General features: G+C 73.5%; 11 protein-coding genes and 1 tRNA gene. 8 read left to right on the forward strand and 4 right to left on the reverse strand.

The window, feature by feature from the left end; translation table 11 throughout:
* Positions 1-12: 12 nt before the first annotated feature.
* From ACH4MY_RS11995 to ACH4MY_RS12020, 6 genes are read left to right on the forward strand one after another with little or no spacing between them, the layout of a single operon-like run.
* Positions 13-306 (forward strand): ferredoxin family protein, encoded by a 294-nt coding sequence (locus ACH4MY_RS11995; RefSeq protein ID WP_398001150.1) that lies wholly within the window; start codon positions 13-15, stop codon positions 304-306.
* A gap of 22 nt (positions 307-328) precedes the next feature.
* Positions 329-1,876 (forward strand): coproporphyrinogen-III oxidase family protein, encoded by a 1,548-nt coding sequence (locus ACH4MY_RS12000; RefSeq protein WP_398001153.1) that lies wholly within the window; start codon positions 329-331, stop codon positions 1,874-1,876.
* A 7-nt stretch (positions 1,877-1,883) separates the two neighbouring features.
* The gene (locus tag ACH4MY_RS12005) at positions 1,884-2,165 is read left to right on the forward strand and encodes an acyl carrier protein (protein ID WP_398001156.1); all 282 of its coding nucleotides are present in this window, start codon (positions 1,884-1,886) and stop codon (positions 2,163-2,165) included.
* A 55-nt stretch (positions 2,166-2,220) separates the two neighbouring features.
* Positions 2,221-2,796 carry an RBBP9/YdeN family alpha/beta hydrolase gene (locus ACH4MY_RS12010; RefSeq protein ID WP_398001159.1) on the forward strand — a complete coding sequence of 192 codons (576 nt, stop codon included), beginning with the start codon at positions 2,221-2,223 and terminating at the stop codon, positions 2,794-2,796.
* Positions 2,793-4,364 (forward strand): amino acid adenylation domain-containing protein, encoded by a 1,572-nt coding sequence (locus tag ACH4MY_RS12015; RefSeq protein ID WP_398001161.1) that lies wholly within the window; start codon positions 2,793-2,795, stop codon positions 4,362-4,364. Before ACH4MY_RS12010 ends, ACH4MY_RS12015 begins: the two co-directional genes overlap by 4 nt.
* 14 nt (positions 4,365-4,378) lie before the next feature.
* On the forward strand, positions 4,379-5,752 hold the full coding sequence (locus ACH4MY_RS12020; RefSeq protein ID WP_398001164.1) for a S8 family serine peptidase: 1,374 nt from the start codon (positions 4,379-4,381) through the stop codon (positions 5,750-5,752).
* Between the two features lie 146 nt (positions 5,753-5,898).
* Here ACH4MY_RS12020 and ACH4MY_RS12025 read toward each other — a convergent pair whose 3' ends face one another.
* Positions 5,899-6,984: a branched-chain amino acid aminotransferase gene (locus ACH4MY_RS12025; protein ID WP_398001167.1), complete on the reverse strand. Its 1,086-nt coding sequence runs from the start codon at positions 6,982-6,984 to the stop codon at positions 5,899-5,901.
* Between the two features lie 114 nt (positions 6,985-7,098).
* Between ACH4MY_RS12025 and acpS the strand changes: the two genes are divergently transcribed.
* The gene (gene acpS, locus ACH4MY_RS12030; RefSeq protein WP_398001170.1) at positions 7,099-7,596 is read left to right on the forward strand and encodes a holo-ACP synthase; all 498 of its coding nucleotides are present in this window, start codon (positions 7,099-7,101) and stop codon (positions 7,594-7,596) included.
* Positions 7,597-7,680: 84 nt separating this feature from the next.
* Here acpS and ACH4MY_RS12035 read toward each other — a convergent pair whose 3' ends face one another.
* The 3 genes from ACH4MY_RS12035 to ACH4MY_RS12045 form a co-directional block, all read right to left on the reverse strand.
* Positions 7,681-12,552, reverse strand: coding sequence for a hypothetical protein (locus ACH4MY_RS12035; RefSeq protein WP_398001173.1), 4,872 nt, complete (start codon positions 12,550-12,552; stop codon positions 7,681-7,683).
* Positions 12,553-12,654: 102 nt separating this feature from the next.
* On the reverse strand, positions 12,655-14,979 hold the full coding sequence (locus tag ACH4MY_RS12040; RefSeq protein ID WP_398001175.1) for a hypothetical protein: 2,325 nt from the start codon (positions 14,977-14,979) through the stop codon (positions 12,655-12,657).
* Between the two features lie 3 nt (positions 14,980-14,982).
* A tRNA-Pro gene (locus ACH4MY_RS12045) sits at positions 14,983-15,054 on the reverse strand.
* Positions 15,055-15,273: 219 nt separating this feature from the next.
* Between ACH4MY_RS12045 and ACH4MY_RS12050 the strand changes: the two genes are divergently transcribed.
* Entirely contained in the window at positions 15,274-16,299 is a 1,026-nt protein-coding gene (locus tag ACH4MY_RS12050) for a LacI family DNA-binding transcriptional regulator (protein WP_398001177.1), read from the forward strand.
* The last annotated feature ends 110 nt before the right edge of the window (positions 16,300-16,409 follow it).

The following is a 16,409-nucleotide window of genomic DNA, read 5'->3' on the forward strand; positions in this document are numbered from 1 at the left end:
GGTACCGAGAACATGGCGTACGTCGTCACCGACGAGTGCATCGGCTGCAAGTACACGGACTGTGTGGACGTCTGCCCCGTGGCCTGTTTCCACGAGGGCCCCGAGATGCTCTACATCAACCCCGAGGAATGCATCGACTGCAACGCGTGCGTCGCCGAGTGCCCGCCCGAGGCCATCTGGGCGGACGTCGACCTGCCGGAGGACAAGCTCCAGTGGATCGAGATCAATGGAGAGATGAGCGCCACGTACCCGGTCCTCCACGAGAGCCGGGGTCCCCACGGGGAGCCCTCCAGCCAGCCTTCCTGATCAGAGAGCGGGAGCCGAGGCCATGACGACCCAAGTCGAGAACCCCTTCATGCTCGGGCTCGACTCGAACTTCTATCTGAAGGACGAGTTCGAGAGCCCCGAGAAGCGCACCAACGTCACCTGGTTCTACCCCAAGATCTGCGCCTTCCAGGACTCCCTCGACGACGAGGCGAAGAAGGCGGAGTACTTCTCCTTCCTGGACCGGCAGTCGCACCCGGAGCAGACGGACATCCTGCTCTACTTCCACATCCCGTTCTGCGAGGCGTTCTGCAACTTCTGCGCGTGCTTCAAGGAGTCCGCGGCGAAGTACCAGGGCGAGCGGCAGAAGCGGTTCGTCCAGGCGATGGTGAAGGAGATCGAGCGGAACGCGCGCTCGAAGTACTTCCAGGGGACGAAGATCAAGTACGTCCAGTTCGGCGGCGGTACGCCCTCCGCGCTCGAACAGGACTCCATGGCCACCATCCTGGAGGCCGTGCACCGCGAGTTCGACCTCAGCGAGGTCGACGGCATCTCCCTGGAGGGCAGCCCGCTCGGGCTCTCCAAGGACGGCTACATCGAGATGCTGAAGTCGCTCGGCATCACCCGGATCTCCTTCGGCGTGCAGACGCTCGACCCGGAGATCCGCAAGAAGCTCACCATCAAGGCCACCGTCGAGCAGGTCCACCAGACGGCCGAGAACATCCGCAAGGCGGGCATCCGCACCTTCGCGCTCGACCTGATGTACAACCTGCCGGGGCAGGACGACGAGGTCCTGGGCAAGGACCTGCAGGGCATCTGTGCCGAGCTGCGCCCCAGCTTCGTGCAGACCTACCGCTTCAACCAGTGGGAGGGGACCCGGCTCGACCAGCAGATCCGCGCCGGCAAGGTCGCCGACGTCAAGCCGTCGGGCGCCATCGAGCGCGAGCAGTACCGGCAGATCAAGGACGGGCTCGCGTCGTACGGCTACGACAAGCAGCTGCTGATCAACTTCTTCACCCGGCTCGACGACCCGGGCGAGATCGGCCTCAACCACGCCTGCGGCGGCAACGGCTACCGCGCCAGCTACACGCTGGGCATCGGTCCGGCCGCCGAGAACTACATGGGCGAGCGCAGCTACCGCAACCACACCGACGTCGAGCGGTGGATGCGCGAGGTCGAGGCCGGGATCATCCCGATCGAGCAGGGCCGTATCTGCAGCGAGGACGAGGTCGAGAACCGCGTCATGGTCTTCTTCCCGGTCTTCGGAACCGTGAGGAAGGCGGACGTCGCCAACCTGGAGAAGTACCGCCGGGAGATCGACTGGCTGGTCGAGGGCGGCTACGCGGTGGAGACCGACGAGGAGGTCACCCTCACCGAGGTCGGCCGGGAGAACGCCGGCAACATCGCGTTCCTCTTCTACTCCGACGAGGAGAAGGCGCGCGCCCGCCGCACCATGTACCTGTCGCTGAAGAACAAGCGCAACCCGTTCCACCAGGACGCGCAGAACATCCCGCGGACCCCGCTCTTCCTGCAGACCCGCCCGAAGTCGCCGGAAGAGGTCACGGCGGCGAAGACGCAGGACGAGGGCACCGCGGCGCCCGAGAGGAGCTGAACCGAGGGTGAGCGACCGCAAGACCCGGGCGGACATCGAGGACGACCTCCGCAAGGTCATCGCCGAGATCTTCCCGCACCAACAGGTCGAACTGTCCTCCGGGACCCCGCTGTTCAACGGCGGGCTCTCGCTGAACTCGACCCAGATGATCGAACTGACCCTGGCCTTCGAGACGTACTACGACATCGAGCTCGAACCCGAGCTGCTGACCGTCGAGAACTTCGCGACCCTGGGTTCGCTGTCCGAGCTGCTCGAAGAGCTCCTGGACGACGAGGTGTCCCCTGTCTGAGATCTCCACGACGGGGCCGGGGGCGGGGCCGGTCCGGCCCCGCCCCCGGGCGGACGTGCGGATCGTCCTGATCCACGGGAACGCCGGCGCCAGCGTCGAGGGCATCTGGTTCCCGTACCTCAGACGGGAGTTGGAGGCCCTCGGCCACCAGGTGGTGGCCGAGACCTTTCCGGACCCGATCAAGGGCCGGATGCGGTTCTGGCTGCCGTACCTCACGGACGTCATCAGGCCCGACGAGAACACGGTGATCGTCGGGCACTCCTCGGGCGCGCTCACCGCGTTCCGGTACGCCGAGACGGCGCCGCTGCTCGGGACCTTCGCCGTGGCCGGTCACCACACCGACTGCGGCTTCGAGCTGGAGCGCCGCAGCGGGTTCTTCGACCGGCCGTGGGACTGGGACGCCATCCGGGCCAACCAGCGGTTCATCGCGCAGTTCCACTCCAAGGACGACCCCTGGGTCCCCTTCGAGGTCGCCGAGGAGCTGCACGGGCTGACGGGCAGCGACTTCACGGTGCTCGACGGCATGGGCCACTTCGGCTCGTACGACCAGAAGATGGAGACGTTCCCGGAACTGCTCGACGCGATCCGGCGGCGGCTCGAGTCCCCTCTCACCCGGCAGGAGGACGGATGAACGCGTACCCGGACGGGGGCGTACCGGCGCTCGCCGACATGATCCTGGAACGCCGGTGCGAGAGCGACGCCACGGCCGTGGTGGCGCTCGACACCGGCGAGGTGGTCTCGTACCGCACCCTGGCCCGCCGGACGCAGACGCTGACCGACCTCCTGGCCGGGCTCGGCGTCGGCAGGGGCTCCACGGTCGCGATGGTGCTGGACAAGTCCGTCGCCTCGGTGACGGTGATGTGGGCCGCGCTGCGGCTCGGCGCCCGGTACGTGCCGGTGGACGAGTCGCTGCCCGCCGCGCGGATCGCCGTACTGCTCGGCCTGTGCGAGCCCACCGTCACCGTGGCCGGGCAGGACCACCGGGGGCTGCTCGACGGCGCGCCGGCGGGCCGTGTGGTGACCGTCGGGGACGCGCCCGGGGACGGGACCTGGGACCCGGCGGCCGAGAGCGACGTGCGCGCCGCGGACCCCGTGGACCGGAGCCCCGACGACCCCGCGTACGTGGTCTTCACCTCGGGTTCGACCGGCTCGCCCAAGGGCGTCGTGATCAGCCACCGCTCGCTCTGCGCCCTCCTCGAAGGCGTGCAGAAGACGGTCGGCTTCGAGGACGGCATGCGCTTCCTGAACGTGGCGCCGCTCTTCTTCGACGCCTCGGTCGTCGACCTCTGGTCGACGTTCCTGGTCGGCGGCAGCGTCCATCTGCTGCCCCGGCTGCGGATGGCCACGCAGATCACCCGGGCCGTCGAGCAGTGGCGGATCACCGACACGCTGCTCGTGCCCTCGGTGATCCGCATGCTCGTGGGACGTTTCAGCGACGCCGGCCGCCGCGACCTGAGCTCGCTGCGGCGGCTCTGGTTCGGGGGCGAGGCCTGCCCGGTCCCGGTCCTGCGGGCGTTCGCCGCCTTCGCTCCGGGACTCACGTACGTCCACGGGTACGGGCCGACCGAGACCACCCACAGCGCGACGCTCTTCCTCACCGACGACATCGCCGGATACACGGAGGAGTTCCTGCCCATCGGCTTCGCCCTGCCGAATGTCGACCTCCTCGTCGTCGACGACGCTCTCCGGCCGGTTCCGGACGGCGGGACCGGGGAGCTGCTGATCGGCGGTCCGCAGGTGATGGCGGGCTACTGCGGCGAGCCCGACCGCACCGCCCGGGCGGTCGTGGAACTGCCGGGGCCGGCCGGCGGCCGGTACTACCGCTCGGGCGACTACGTCCGGCGGCGGGACGACGGCGCGCTGGTGTTCCTGGGCCGTCGCGACGACGCCCTCAAGATCAACGGAAATCTCGTCCATCTCTCCGAGGTGGAGGCGGCGACGCTCGCCGTGACCGGGGTGACGGACTGCTGCGCGGTGCCCGCCGAACACCCTGTGACGGGCAGGGCCATCACCCTGTTCGTCCTGGGCCGGGGGGACGGTTCCGGTCCCGGTGAGACCGGGCTGCGGCGGGAGCTGGCCCTCCGGCTGCCCGACTACATGCTCCCGGCCCGGATCGAGTTCCTCCTCGACGAGGACGTGAACCTGACCCCGTCCGGGAAGCTCGACCGGCACCGCCTGCGGGCACTCGCCAACAGCTGAAGGGAAGACTCCGCATGGTGGAGGAGGAGCTCGCCCGCTTCGAGCGGCGCGGCGTCGTCACCGTCGTCCCCCGCTCGGCCGGCGGGCGGCGGCTGGGCGGCGATCCCGCCCAGCTGTCGCGGCTGCCGGTGGAGGAGTTCCTCCCCGCCCCCGGCGCCGTCGACCGTCTCGCCGACGCGTTCACCCGCGAGGGGCTGGACGTCGAGGCCCGGACGGCCGTCGGCCTCACCGTCGCCGGGGACAACGCGCTGCTCTCGGAGGTCTTCGGCAGCCCCGTCGTCCCCGTGCGCAACAAGTACATCCGGGGATCAGTCCGTTACGAGCTCACCGCCCCGGGCGCACTCCGGTCACGGCTGCGCCCCGAACTGATCGCCGAGGTCCTGGTCCCCCGCTCCGGCTTCGAGCTGACCGTCAGCACCGCCCCTCCGCTGCCCCGCACCGACCGCTACCTGCGACTGCCCGAGGACGCCGTGCGGGTGGCGGGCGCCGAGCCGCTGCACGCCGCCGGGATCCGGGGGGACGGGGTACGGGTGGTGATGGTCGACACCGGGCTGTACGCGCATCCGCACCACCGGGCGCACGGCTACGCGACCTCCGTGGTGCCCGCCGTCACCGGCCTCGACCCGGCCGCGGACGAACGCGGGCACGGCACCGCCATGTCGGCGCTGCTCCTGGCGGTCGCCCCCCGGGCGGAGCTCACCATGGTCAAGATGGCCTGCGAGGCCTTCTCCTTCCCGCTCGCCGCGTTCCAGCGGGCGGTGGGCCTCGCTCCGGACGTCATCTCGTGCAGTTGGGGCACCCTGCGGGAGGAGCCGCATCTGCACCTGGAGGTCGCCGACGCGGTCCGGCGGGGCATCACCGTCCTGTTCGCCGCGGGCAACGGTTCCACCGATCGGCCCAGTGCCATGTTCCAGTCGGTGGCCACCCCGGGTGCCCTGACGGTCGGCGGGGTCCATGTCGGTCCGGGCGGGCGGCGGCGCGCCTCCGACCTGGCGTCGAGCTACCGCTCGGCGGTCTTCCCCGGCCGGAACGTCCCCGATCTGTCCGGGCCCTGCGGGACGCTGCCGCACGGCGACTACATCGTCTTCCCGACCCAGCCCGGCTGTCTGTTCGACCGGCGGAACAGTGCCTACGACGGGACCGCCCCCGACGACGGCTGGCTGGTCTCCAGCGGCACGTCCGGCGCGACCGCGTACGCGGCCGGCGTGGTGGCGCTCGCCGTCCAGCGGGGCGTGGGCGAGGGCCGCGCGCTGCGCGCCGAGGACCTGGCGGACGCCTGCCTCCCGGTCACCGAGGGAGCCACGTCCACCGGGGACGGGTGCGGCGGGGTGTGCCCGAACGAGGCGGTCGGCCTGGGTCTGCTGACGGCGGGGCCGTCCGGGAGCTGAGGGCGGGGCCGTGCGGCTGGGGCGGGAGGCGTACGGACCTGGGGGCGGCGGGCCGTGCGGCTGGGACCGAACCGATCGGCGGGAGAGTGGACGGCAGGGGCCCGCACGCCGTTCGGCGGGCGGGCCCCCGGTGTTCCCCTGTCCGGTCAGACGAGGCGCCGCATCCACCCGTGGGGGTCGTCCGAACGGCCGAACTGGATGTCCACCAGACGGCGGCGCAGACGCATCGTCACCGAGTCCTCGGCGCCCGTGTCCGGGGCCACGACCTCGCCGTCGGTCCAGGCGAGCCGCCCGACGGGAGTCACCACCGCGCCGGTGCCGCAGGCGAAGACCTCACGGATCGCGCCGCTCCTCGCACCCTCCTGCCATTCGGTGATCTCGACGGCCCGTTCCTCCACGTCGAGCCCCATCTCCTTGGCGAGGGCGAGGATGGACGCGCGCGTGACCCCCTCCAGGATCGTGCCGAGCTCCGGGGTGACGAGACGGCCGTCGTCCGTGACGAAGTACAGGTTCATGCCGCCGAGCTCCTCGACGTACCGGCCCTCGGCCGCGTCGAGGAAGCAGACCTGGTCACAGCCGTGCTCGCCGGCCTCCAGCATCGGGGCCAGGCTGGCCGCGTAGTTGCCGCCGCACTTGGCGGCGCCGGTCCCGCCGCGCCCGGCGCGGGTGTAGTCCGTGGAGAGCCAGATCGAGACCGGCTTCACGCCGCCGGAGAAGTACGGGCCGACCGGCGAGGCGATGACCATGTACGTGACCTCGGCGGCGGGCCGCACACCGAGGAAGGGCTCGGAGGCGAACATGAACGGCCGCAGATAGAGGCTCTGTTCCTCCCCGGTCGGCACCCACACCCGGTCCGCCCGGACGAGTTCGGTGACCGAGTCGAGGAAGGCGGGCAGGGGGAGTTCGGGAAGGGCCAGGCGCCGCGCGGAGCGCACGAACCGCTCACCATTGACCTCCGGCCGGAACGTCCAGACGGATCCGTCCGCGTGCCGGTAGGCCTTCATCCCCTCGAAGATCTCCTGCGCGTAGTGCAGAACCGCCGCCGCCGGGTGCATGGGGACCGGCGCGAACGGGACCACGGCGGCGTCGCTCCAGCCGCCGTCCGCCGTCCACACCGCGCGCGCCATGTGATCGGTGAAGTACTGGCCGAACCCCGGGTCGGCGAGGATCTCCGCGCGCCGCTCGGGACTCGCGGGGGTGGGGTTGGGCTGAAGCGTGAACCGCAGACTCATCGCGGGACCCTCTCGGTCGGCGCTCGAATACGGCGCGCGCGTGCTCCATCATGGGTGACGGCTCGGCACCATATCGGCCGATCGCTCGACGGAGCAAGAGAGTTGGATCTTGGCATGATGATCGGTTCGGTGGACGGCGGAGAGACCTTCGAAAGGGTTTGCGAGGAACTCGGGGCGGACGGCGGGGCCATCGGCGAGGCCACCGTCTCCACGGCGCACGGGCTGGTCGGCAGACGGGTCCTCCGGGTGGGCACGGACCTGGTCGAGGTGGACGAGATGCGAGCCGCCCTCGACCGCCAACCGCGCTTCGCCGCACGGGTGTTCACCCCCGAGGAGCGCGCCTACTGCGACATCGCCACCGACGCCGCCGAGCGGTACGCCGTTCGCTTCGCCGCCAAGGAGGCGGTGCTCAAGGCCCTGGGCGTGGGACTCACCGGCTCGGTCCTCACCGAGATCGAGGTGGTGCGCGCCCCGTCCGGAAGCCCGTCCGTCCGGCTGACGGGCCGCGCCGCCGCCCTGGCCGACGAGGCGGGGGTGCGGTCCTGGCTGATCACCCTCACCCACACGCGGACCCTGGCCCACGCCTTCGTCGCCGCGCTGCACGAGGACTGAGCGGAGGAACCCCTGCGGGGGTCTCCGGGTGCGGTGCGGACACGGTGCCCGCACCGCCCGGAGGCCCTCGGTCCTCGGCCCTCGTCAGGCGTCCTGTCCCCGCTCGCGCTCCCACGCCTCGGCGAACATCTCGTGCAGCGGCGCCGTCGGCAGCACCCGTACGAACGGGGCACGGAGCTGGTTGCCGTACATCGGGCGCACCCGGTGGCTCGCCAGCTTCACCTTCTCCAGCGGCAGGTGAGGGGACTTCAGCTCGGTCCACTCGCCGTGCAGGAACAGGGTCCGGCCCGCCCTTGCCCGCTTGGCCTCCAGGACCGCGCCGGTGGCGAGCAGCTCCGCCCTGACCTCCGTGTGCCGCTTGGTCGTCCAGCCGTTCCACCTCCGTACGTTCCGGTCGGTGGGCGCGGCGAGGGCCGCCAGCTGGAGGTACAGGGCGGCCGGGTCCGGCCCCACACCGAGCTCCTCCGCCACGCGGGCGACCAGCTCGGGGCAGGACTGCCGGGGATCCGCCTCGTACGCGCCGTCCGGTACGGCTCCCGAGCCCGCCCGGCGCATCATCCGGTGGAGTCCGCCGCCGACGAGCAGCGGCGCGAACCGGTCGAGTTCCTCCGCGAGATCGGTGATCTCGCGGACGCGGCGCCACACCTCGGGGTCGGCGACCTCGGCGGGCCGCAGGAAGGCGTCGCCGCCGGGGACGCAGACGATCAGCGGGCCGGAGTCGTACGCGGTCGTCGGAGGCATCTCCCCCTCCTCCTTCCGGCGTTCCTGCGACACGGGCAGCGTGGCGGGCCCGAACCGCTCGGCGATCGGCACCGTGGAGTCCTGGATGCGCCCACCGGGAAGGTCGAGGAGCATTTCCGGACGGGACAGTTCGGCGCGCAGGCGCGCGTACAGGGCCGGCGCTCCGGTCACCGCGGGATCGCCGACGGGCCGGTCGGTCCACGCCCACACCAACGCGCTCGCGGTCTCTCCGATCGCGAGGCCCACGGGGGTGCCGTAGCGCAGCTCGTGTCCCGCCGGCGGCAGGGCCCTCACCTCCACCCCCCGGCCGTACCGGGGCGCCGCGAGGTCCCAGCCGGCCGCGGGCACGGTCGAGTCCTCGGCGGCCTCGTAGCCGCCCGCGAGGCGCCGGGCCCACACCTCGGAGAGGCCGAGGTCGGCCTCCAGGGCGTCGGCCGCCTCGTCGTGCACGGCGGACAGCGTCCCGATCCGCTCGCGCCAGACCCCTGCCATCCGCTCCACGGCCGCCTCGATCCCGCCGGGCCGCCACAGCTCGGCCGGGTCCCCGGGCAGCGCGGCGGCCAGGACGGCCCGCCGGCCGCCGCCGCCGAGCCGTGCGCGGAGCTTCTCGTACGCCTCGGCCGTCATCGGGCTCGCCTTGTACGGGGCCTTGCGGGCGAGGGAGCGGGCCGCGTCCCGGTCGTCGCGGCCGACCAGACCGGCGACCACGAGCCGGGCCACGGATCGGCGGACGCCCGTCAGCTCGGCGAAGCGCGCGGCCGCCGGTTCCGGCACCGCGAGGGGGCCGTGCGCGTCGATCGCCGCGATCAGGGCCCGCAGCCGGGCCGCGTCATCGCGCTCCACCCGCACGAGCCGGGCCTCGGGAACGGCCCGCGGGACGGGGTCGCCGCCCGTCTCGTGACCGGCGGGCGCCACGAACCAGCTGGTCTTCCCGCCGTCCCACACCGCGGCCGACGCCACGGGCGCACCGCCCTGCCGCAGCCCGTCCAGAGCCCCGTCGTCGGAGGTGCGGCCCACCCACCAGCGGCTGCCGGGCCGGGCGAACGGCTGGTCGGCCCAGGTCTCCAGGAGCGCGAGGAGGGCGGCCCGCTCCGGGTCGGGGGTCGGCGCCACGGCGGCCCGCCAGGCGACCGCGTCGATCGCGCCGAGCAGCTGCGACCAGTCGTGCGGCACGGCGGGCGGAGAGAGCCGCCGCACCTCCTCGACGATCGTCCCGGCCAGACAGGCACCGTCGGCTGCGAGCGCGCTGAGCGTCGCCGGCTGGGCGCCGTCCGGGGTACGGCGCCAGGGGTCGCGCTCTCCGTCCACGACAAGGCCGAACAGCGCGGGCATCAGTTCGGTGTCCGGCACGGCGCGGCTCGGGAGGACCGGCGGCGCCTCGGAGAGCAGGCTGACGCGCCGGTGCAGGGCGCGCCGGCGCTCCTCCACACGGGCGGCCCGCTCGGTCACCGCCACGACGGCCTCGACGAGCACCCGTTCGGTGACGTCCGGCAGCTCCCGTGCCACGGCGGCGCGCAGCGCCTCCTTGCCCTCGAAGGCGGCGGCCAGGAGCGTGTCCGCCGTGTGCCGTTCCACGGAGCGCAGTGCCTTGGACCCTGCGGTGTCCCGGGTCCGCAGGAGGTACCAGAAGGCGGGCGGCAGGGCCACGCCGTGGGAGACGCCGACCTGCCGTACCGGCTTGACCCGGGGGTGCCGGGGCGAGTGGTGTCCGTCCAACTCCCACAGCAGGGTGCCGTCGGCGGCGTAGGCGCGGACGCCCGTCGAGGTCTTGGCCTCGGCGAGGACGACGTCCTCCGCCGCGCCCTCGGGCGGCGCCCAGAGACCCCAGGGCTCCTGCCCCGGCCGGTCGATGCCGAAGCGGGCGGTGCGCCCGTCGACGCTCTCCAGGAGGTAGTGGTCGGGAGCGTTGCCGCGGTACCGGGTGCGGAACAGGATCCGGGTCCCGACGAGCCCGTCCCGGCTGCCGAGCGGGGAGTCGGCCACTCCCGCCGGCAGCGGTGCCAGCTGAAGGGCCTCGCGGGCCAGGGTCATGTCGGCTTCGGCCGGACGGACGGACGGATCGGTGCTCGCGGCGCGGCCCGGGAAGTCCGGCAGTGGCGTGGCGCCGGTGCGGGTGCCGGTGACCGGATCCACCGCCTGCCACCCCTGCCCGTAGACGGCGTTGGTCCAGATGCGGGAGCCGTCGCCGAGCTGCAGTTCCTCCCGGTCGATCCCCTGCGTGTCGCCCGGACGCATCACGCGGAGACCGCCGTGCCGCCCTCCCCCGTCGGCGGTCTCGAACTGGAAGCCGTAGGCCCCGTCCAGGCTGCCGCCGAAGGGCACCAGACCGCCGTGCTCCTCCGGGGTGAACACCTCGTCGGGCCGCTCGGCCCAGAAGGCCGTGTCGCAGTAGTACGGGTTCGGCTTGAGGCTCCAGCTCACCAGGAAGGAGCCGCCGGCGTAGTGGACGGCGAACATGGTCGCGTCCTCCGGCACCGTGAAGCGGCAGGAGCCGCGCACCCCGTCGGGGGCGACGGCCACGGCCCGGTCGCGTCCGAAGACCGTGAGCACCGGCCAGGTGGAGGTCACACCGGCCACTCCGGGCAGCCCGACCGCACCGACCGGATCGGCCACGCCGGCCGCCTCCGCCTCGTCCGTCCCCGCCGTCTTCTCCGGCGCGCCCGTCGTGGCCGTCGCGTCCGCCGTCGCCGTCCGGTCCGGAGCCGTGCCGTCTCCCGCCGCGGCGCGCACGGCGTCCGCGGCGAACTCCTCGTACACCGCCTCCAGCGCGGGCCAGGCCAGTTCCTCGGGCAGGCCGGCCGCCAGCGAGCGCCGCAGCGCGCCTGCGGCGGAGCTGTCCGCGAGGGCGTCGCCGACGCCGCCGAGTGCCGTGACCGTGGGCCGGTCGAGGAGCGTCTCCAGCTCGGCGACGGCCTCCTCGGCTCCCGCCATGCCGCCGCCCCCGACGGTGTCGACGAGCTTGCCGACCCGCCCGGCCACCTCCTGGGCGATGCCCTCGTTGCCCGGGAGCAGCGTCACGGCCGAGCCGGCCCTGCGTCGGGGCGCGCCGTACCAGTTCGGCGTCATTCCGGCGTGCACGGTTCCTTCGAGACGGGGACCGAACACCGGGTCGGCGGCGAGCGCGGCGAGGTCCCGCCGGGACCGCTCGCCCCAGAAGCGCATCCGGATCTCGGGACCCGGGTCGACGACCGCGACCCCGGCCGCCAGACAGGCGTCGAGGACGTCCGCGTCGAAGCCCTTGTAGTGGTGGCGGGTGGTGTGCACGGTCACGGGCTCGCCCGCCGCCCGCAGCCGCGGCCCCAGCCGGCCCACCAGGTCGAGGAACTCCGGCGGGAGTTGCTGCCGGCCGACTCCGCCGCGGGGCTGCTGCGCGTACTGGTACATGTGCACGAAGTGCCCGACCCAGTGGTGCAGTCCGCCCTCCGGGACCACCCGTCCGGCCTCCATCGCCTCCGTCGCGCCGCATCCGGTCAGCACCCTCAGCCAGGCCCCGCCGTCGGTGACGCTCTCGGGGAAGACCTCGACGAGTCCCGCGGCGATCTCCTGTGTCGGCGGATGGGCCGTCAGGAGCGGCTCGGCGGCGATGAGGAGCGCGTCCGGCACCGACTTCTTCCGGGTGACCGAGACGATGGCGGCCACCACCCGGGCGATCTCGGCGTCGCCGTGTCCGGCGGCCTTGGCGGAGGCCCGCACCCGGCGCACCAGGTCCGCGGGCAGGTCGGCCTTGGAGCCCGCCCAGGCGGTCAGGAACGCGCCCAGGGCCGCGTACGCCTCGACCGGCGCCAGGGTGTCGGCGAGGAAGCGCTGATGGGCCCCGAACTCCTTGGCCGGCATGGCCCCGCCCCCGGCGAACAGCAGCCCGTTGGCCCGGCGGTAGGCGGGATCCACCGGCAGACCGTGCTCGGCCTCGGCCGCCCGCGCCGCCACGTACGCCCTGCCGCCCGGCCGGCTCCCGTAACCGATCAGCCGGTGGCCCACGGTGTCCCAGAACCACGGCAGGTGGGCCGTCGGGAGCCGTCGCGCGTGCCACGCCATCGAGTCGACGAACGCGCCGGGCTTGGTCCAGGACCGGCTGAGTTCGGACCCCATGGCCTCCGTGAGGTCGCGCGCGGCCGCGGCGGCGGCCGGGTCGTGGGCGGCGGCCCAGTCGGCGTACGTGGTCGAGACGTGTGTCCGGACGGTGACGGGCAACAGGGCTTCGAGCGAGGCGATCATGCACGGGATCGTCGCACGCACCACTGACACCGCCCGGGGCGGCGGGTGTTCACCGCCGCCCCTCTCCGCCGGGAGCCCCGGGCCGCCCCCGCCGGAGAAGGCTCAGCGGCGCCCCGGCCCCGTCGGTCCGGCGCACAGCCAGTGGTCGCCCGTGGCGGTCCAGCCGGTCAGCCTGCGGGCCCGTCCGGAGTCCGCCGTGCCGTCGGCGGCGAAGGACCCGCCGTCGACGACCAGGCGCAGACCCGCCAGGGCCGGTGCCAGTCGGGCGGCCACCCGCGCGGGGTGGCCCGCCGCCTCCCCACGCGTCCGTGCCAGCACCCCGGCCACCTCGCCGTCGTCGCACAGGGACAGGTGGAACAGCATCTGGCGCCAGGCGTACGCCGCGTCCTTGACCGTGCCGAGCGGGCGCCGCTCGTGCTGTGCCCGGGCCGTCAGGCGGCACACCGTGACGAAGCAGCGCCCGGCCAGGTCCGCCCAGCCGGCGGCGGGAGCGATGCCGACCCGGTGGACCAGGGTGGCGAGGTTGTGCGTGGTGAGGATCTGGGCCTGCTCGATCACCGTGCCGTTCTCCGCGACGCCGTAGGAGTGCGGGGCTCCGGCCCGCTCGTGGCACAGCGCGGCGAACTCCGGCGCGTCCCGCGGGGCGCGCCTCCGGGCCGCCCCGCGCCCGCCCCTGCCGTCGGCCGACGCACGCACGGCGGCGTAGTCGATGCCGTAGTACCGCTCGTACAGCGATCCGCCGCCGAGCAGTTCCCCGGCCACCACGGCGGCCGCCTGGAACTTCGGGCTGAAGGTGCCCATGAAGATGTCCGCGGCCAGCTCCTCGACCAGGGGGGCGTCCAGGTCGGTCCTGCGGGTGAGCACGGCGAGTTCGCGGACGAGCGGGTTGGGCAGCAGCGTGCCGGGGAAGCCGTCCACGGCGACCTCGGCGAGGCGGCGCAGCGTCGTGTGCGCCGAGGCACGCACGCGCGTGTCCGAGACCCGGTGGGCCGAGACCGCGCGGACCCAGGGCAGTTCCTCGGGCCTGACCTGCCGCTCCAGGTTGAGCATCAGGAGGGAGCGGCGGTTGCGGAACGCCCGGTAGTTCGCGGCCGTCAGGGCGCGCAGCGGCGCGTCGGGGTAGGCCCCGGCGGTCTCGGCGGCGACCAGCTGGGGAACCAGCTCGGCCATCACCTCGGCGGAGGGCACCACACCGAGCTCCACCAGGGTGTGGAGGGGCGCGCTGCGTGCCGCCTCGACCACCCGGCGGAGGGCGGGCGGCACGGCCGTCCCCGCGGGCAGGCCCGACCGCCGCTGCTCGGCCTCGGTCACCGGGACGACGAGCGCGGCCACATCGGTCGCGCCGGAGTCCTGCGGGAGGCCGGACATCCGGTGGGCGACGAGATGGGCGACGTCCCGGTGGGAGGGCAGGGCGGCCTGGGCCGCCTGGGCACTCCGTATCGCCGTGTGCCGCTCCGAGCCGGGCAGGCCCCTCTTGCGGACCATCGAGGCGACGGCGTGCCGCAGCAGCCCGAGCCGCCGCGCGTCGAGCGGCCGCCCGGCCGCCGTCTCCTCCAGGGCTCCGCGCAGGATCCCGGGGTTGCCCTTGGGGTCGCGGTGCCCACCGCAGAGGGTGTGCTCCCGGGCCAGGACCCGGTAGCGGGCGAGGAGGGCGGCACCGCGCTCGTGCCACCCGTCTCCGGGTTCGCGGTCGAGGACCCGGTGGTCGGGCCCGGCCGTCTCCAGCCAGTGCCGGAGCACCTCGTCCTCGAAGGGGCGCCAGACGCCGAGCGCCTCGCGCTGGGTCTCCACGGCGCCGTTCGGGCCTCGGCCGGCCAGCGTGGCCCCGGCCTCCGCTACCGTACGGCGCTGCACGGCGTCGGCGGCGGGCGCCGGGGACGCGGTCGGCCGCGGAGTGAACCGCAGGGTGGCCGCGAACGGGCCGATCTCCCGGACCAGTTCGAGAGCCGCGTCGGACTCCCCGGCACGTACGAGCCAGGCCACCGTGAGCAGCGCGGCCTCCTCGGGGACGGTCACCTCGTAACAGGTGCTGTCGAGGAGGGCCCACAGTTCCGCGAGGCCCTCCGCGGTGAGGCAGTGGGCGAAGAGGGCTTCCCTGTCCTCCGGCACACCGGCCTTCCGCGCCGCCTCGGCCTCGTACGGCAGCAGCGGGCCGCCGGCCCGGGCGGCGCCCGTGGCGAAGCCTCCGTGCAGCACTTCGAGGGTCACCCAGGCGGGCAGATCGCGCACCGGTGTGCGCGAGCCGACCTTCAGTGTGCCCGCGGTCATACCCGCGAGCACGCGCCGCCAGCCGCCGGCCCGCGCCTCGGCACGCGCCCGCGTGGCGGGGTCCTCGTGGGTGAGCGCGGTGACGAAGGCACGGGCCAGCTGCCCCTCGGCGTAGGAGCCCGACACGATCGGTGGCTGCTTGTCAGCGTTGGTGTCCATAAGCCGACGTGGCGGGTTCCGCCCCCGCGCCCTCCGGGTCCCGAGCCCGGCGCTCTGCTGCTGAGCTACACGTCGTAGGGCCCAGACGGTAGTCAGCCCGCCGGAGGTGCGGCAACGGGGTTTCCCGAGGCCCTCGGGAGTCGGTGGGAGGCAATCGGGCTGGGAGCGCTCTCAGAGCGTGGGGGCTACAGATATCCTGATCCGCACCGGAACGTACATCGCACGCCGCACACTCCACGCCGCAGACCGCACACCGCAGCCCAGCCGAGCCCACACAGCCGAGGAGCGCCCGCCTTGCCCGAGCAGACCACGGGGCCCCGCCCCACGCTGGAAGCCGTCGCCGCTCGCGCCGGCGTGTCCCGCGCCACGGCCTCCCGGGTCGTCAACGGGGGCGCGGGCGTGCGCCCTCCGCTGGTCGAGAAGGTGCGCAAGGCCGTCGAGGAGCTCGGTTACGTACCGAATCACGCCGCCCGCACCCTGGTCACCCGGCGCAACGGCGCCGTGGCGGTGATCATCGCGGAGCCCGAGTTCCGGGTGTTCTCGGACCCGTTCTTCGAGCAGCAGGTACGGGGCATCAGCCGCGAGCTCACCGCGCACGACGCCCAGCTGGTGCTGCTGTGGGTCGAGGGCCCGGGCGACCACGACCGGATCGCCCGCTATCTCGGCGGCGGTCACGTCGACGGCGCGCTCGCCTTCTCGCTGCACAACGACGACGCGCTGCCGGCCGTCATCGACCGGACCCGCATTCCCGTCGTCTTCGGGGGCCGGCCCGCGACGGGTACGAGTCCGTCCGTGCCCTTCGTCGACTGCGACAACCGCGGGGGCGCCCGGGAGGCGGTACGCCACCTGGTGGATCTCGGCCGCCGGACCATCGCCCACATCTCCGGTCCCGAGGACCAGACGTCCGCGCTCGACCGGATCCACGGCTATCGCGACGTCCTCATCGACGCCGATCCCACCCTGCTGTGCCGGGGCGACTTCACCGAGGAGAGCGGCGCCCGGGCCATGGCGGAACTCCTCGACCGGCGTCCGGACGTCGACGGGGTGTTCGTCGCCAACGACCTGATGGCCTCGGGTGCGTTGCTGACCCTGCGGGAGCGCGGTGTGCGGGTGCCCGAGGATGTGGCCGTCGTCGGTTTCGACGACATGGACTCGGTGGTCGGCAGGACCTCTCCGGCCCTGACGACGGTGCACCAGGACATCGAGGGCATGGGCCGGCTGATGGTGAAGCTCCTGATGCGGCTGCTCGACGGGACCGGGCCCGAGATCCCGCCCTCCGTGATCACCCCGACGTCGCTGGTACGCCGCGACTCGGCCTGAGGCCCGAGGCCCGAGGCCCGAGGCCCGAGGCCCGAGGCCGGAACACGGAACTCGGAGCACGCAGCACGCAGCACGTAGCACAGGGCACGGAGCAGGAGCAGGCGCGGGAC

Origin of the sequence: Streptomyces sp. NPDC017246 (genome assembly GCF_044331325.1) — a bacterium.
Taxonomy (GTDB): Bacteria; Actinomycetota; Actinomycetes; order Streptomycetales; family Streptomycetaceae; genus Streptomyces.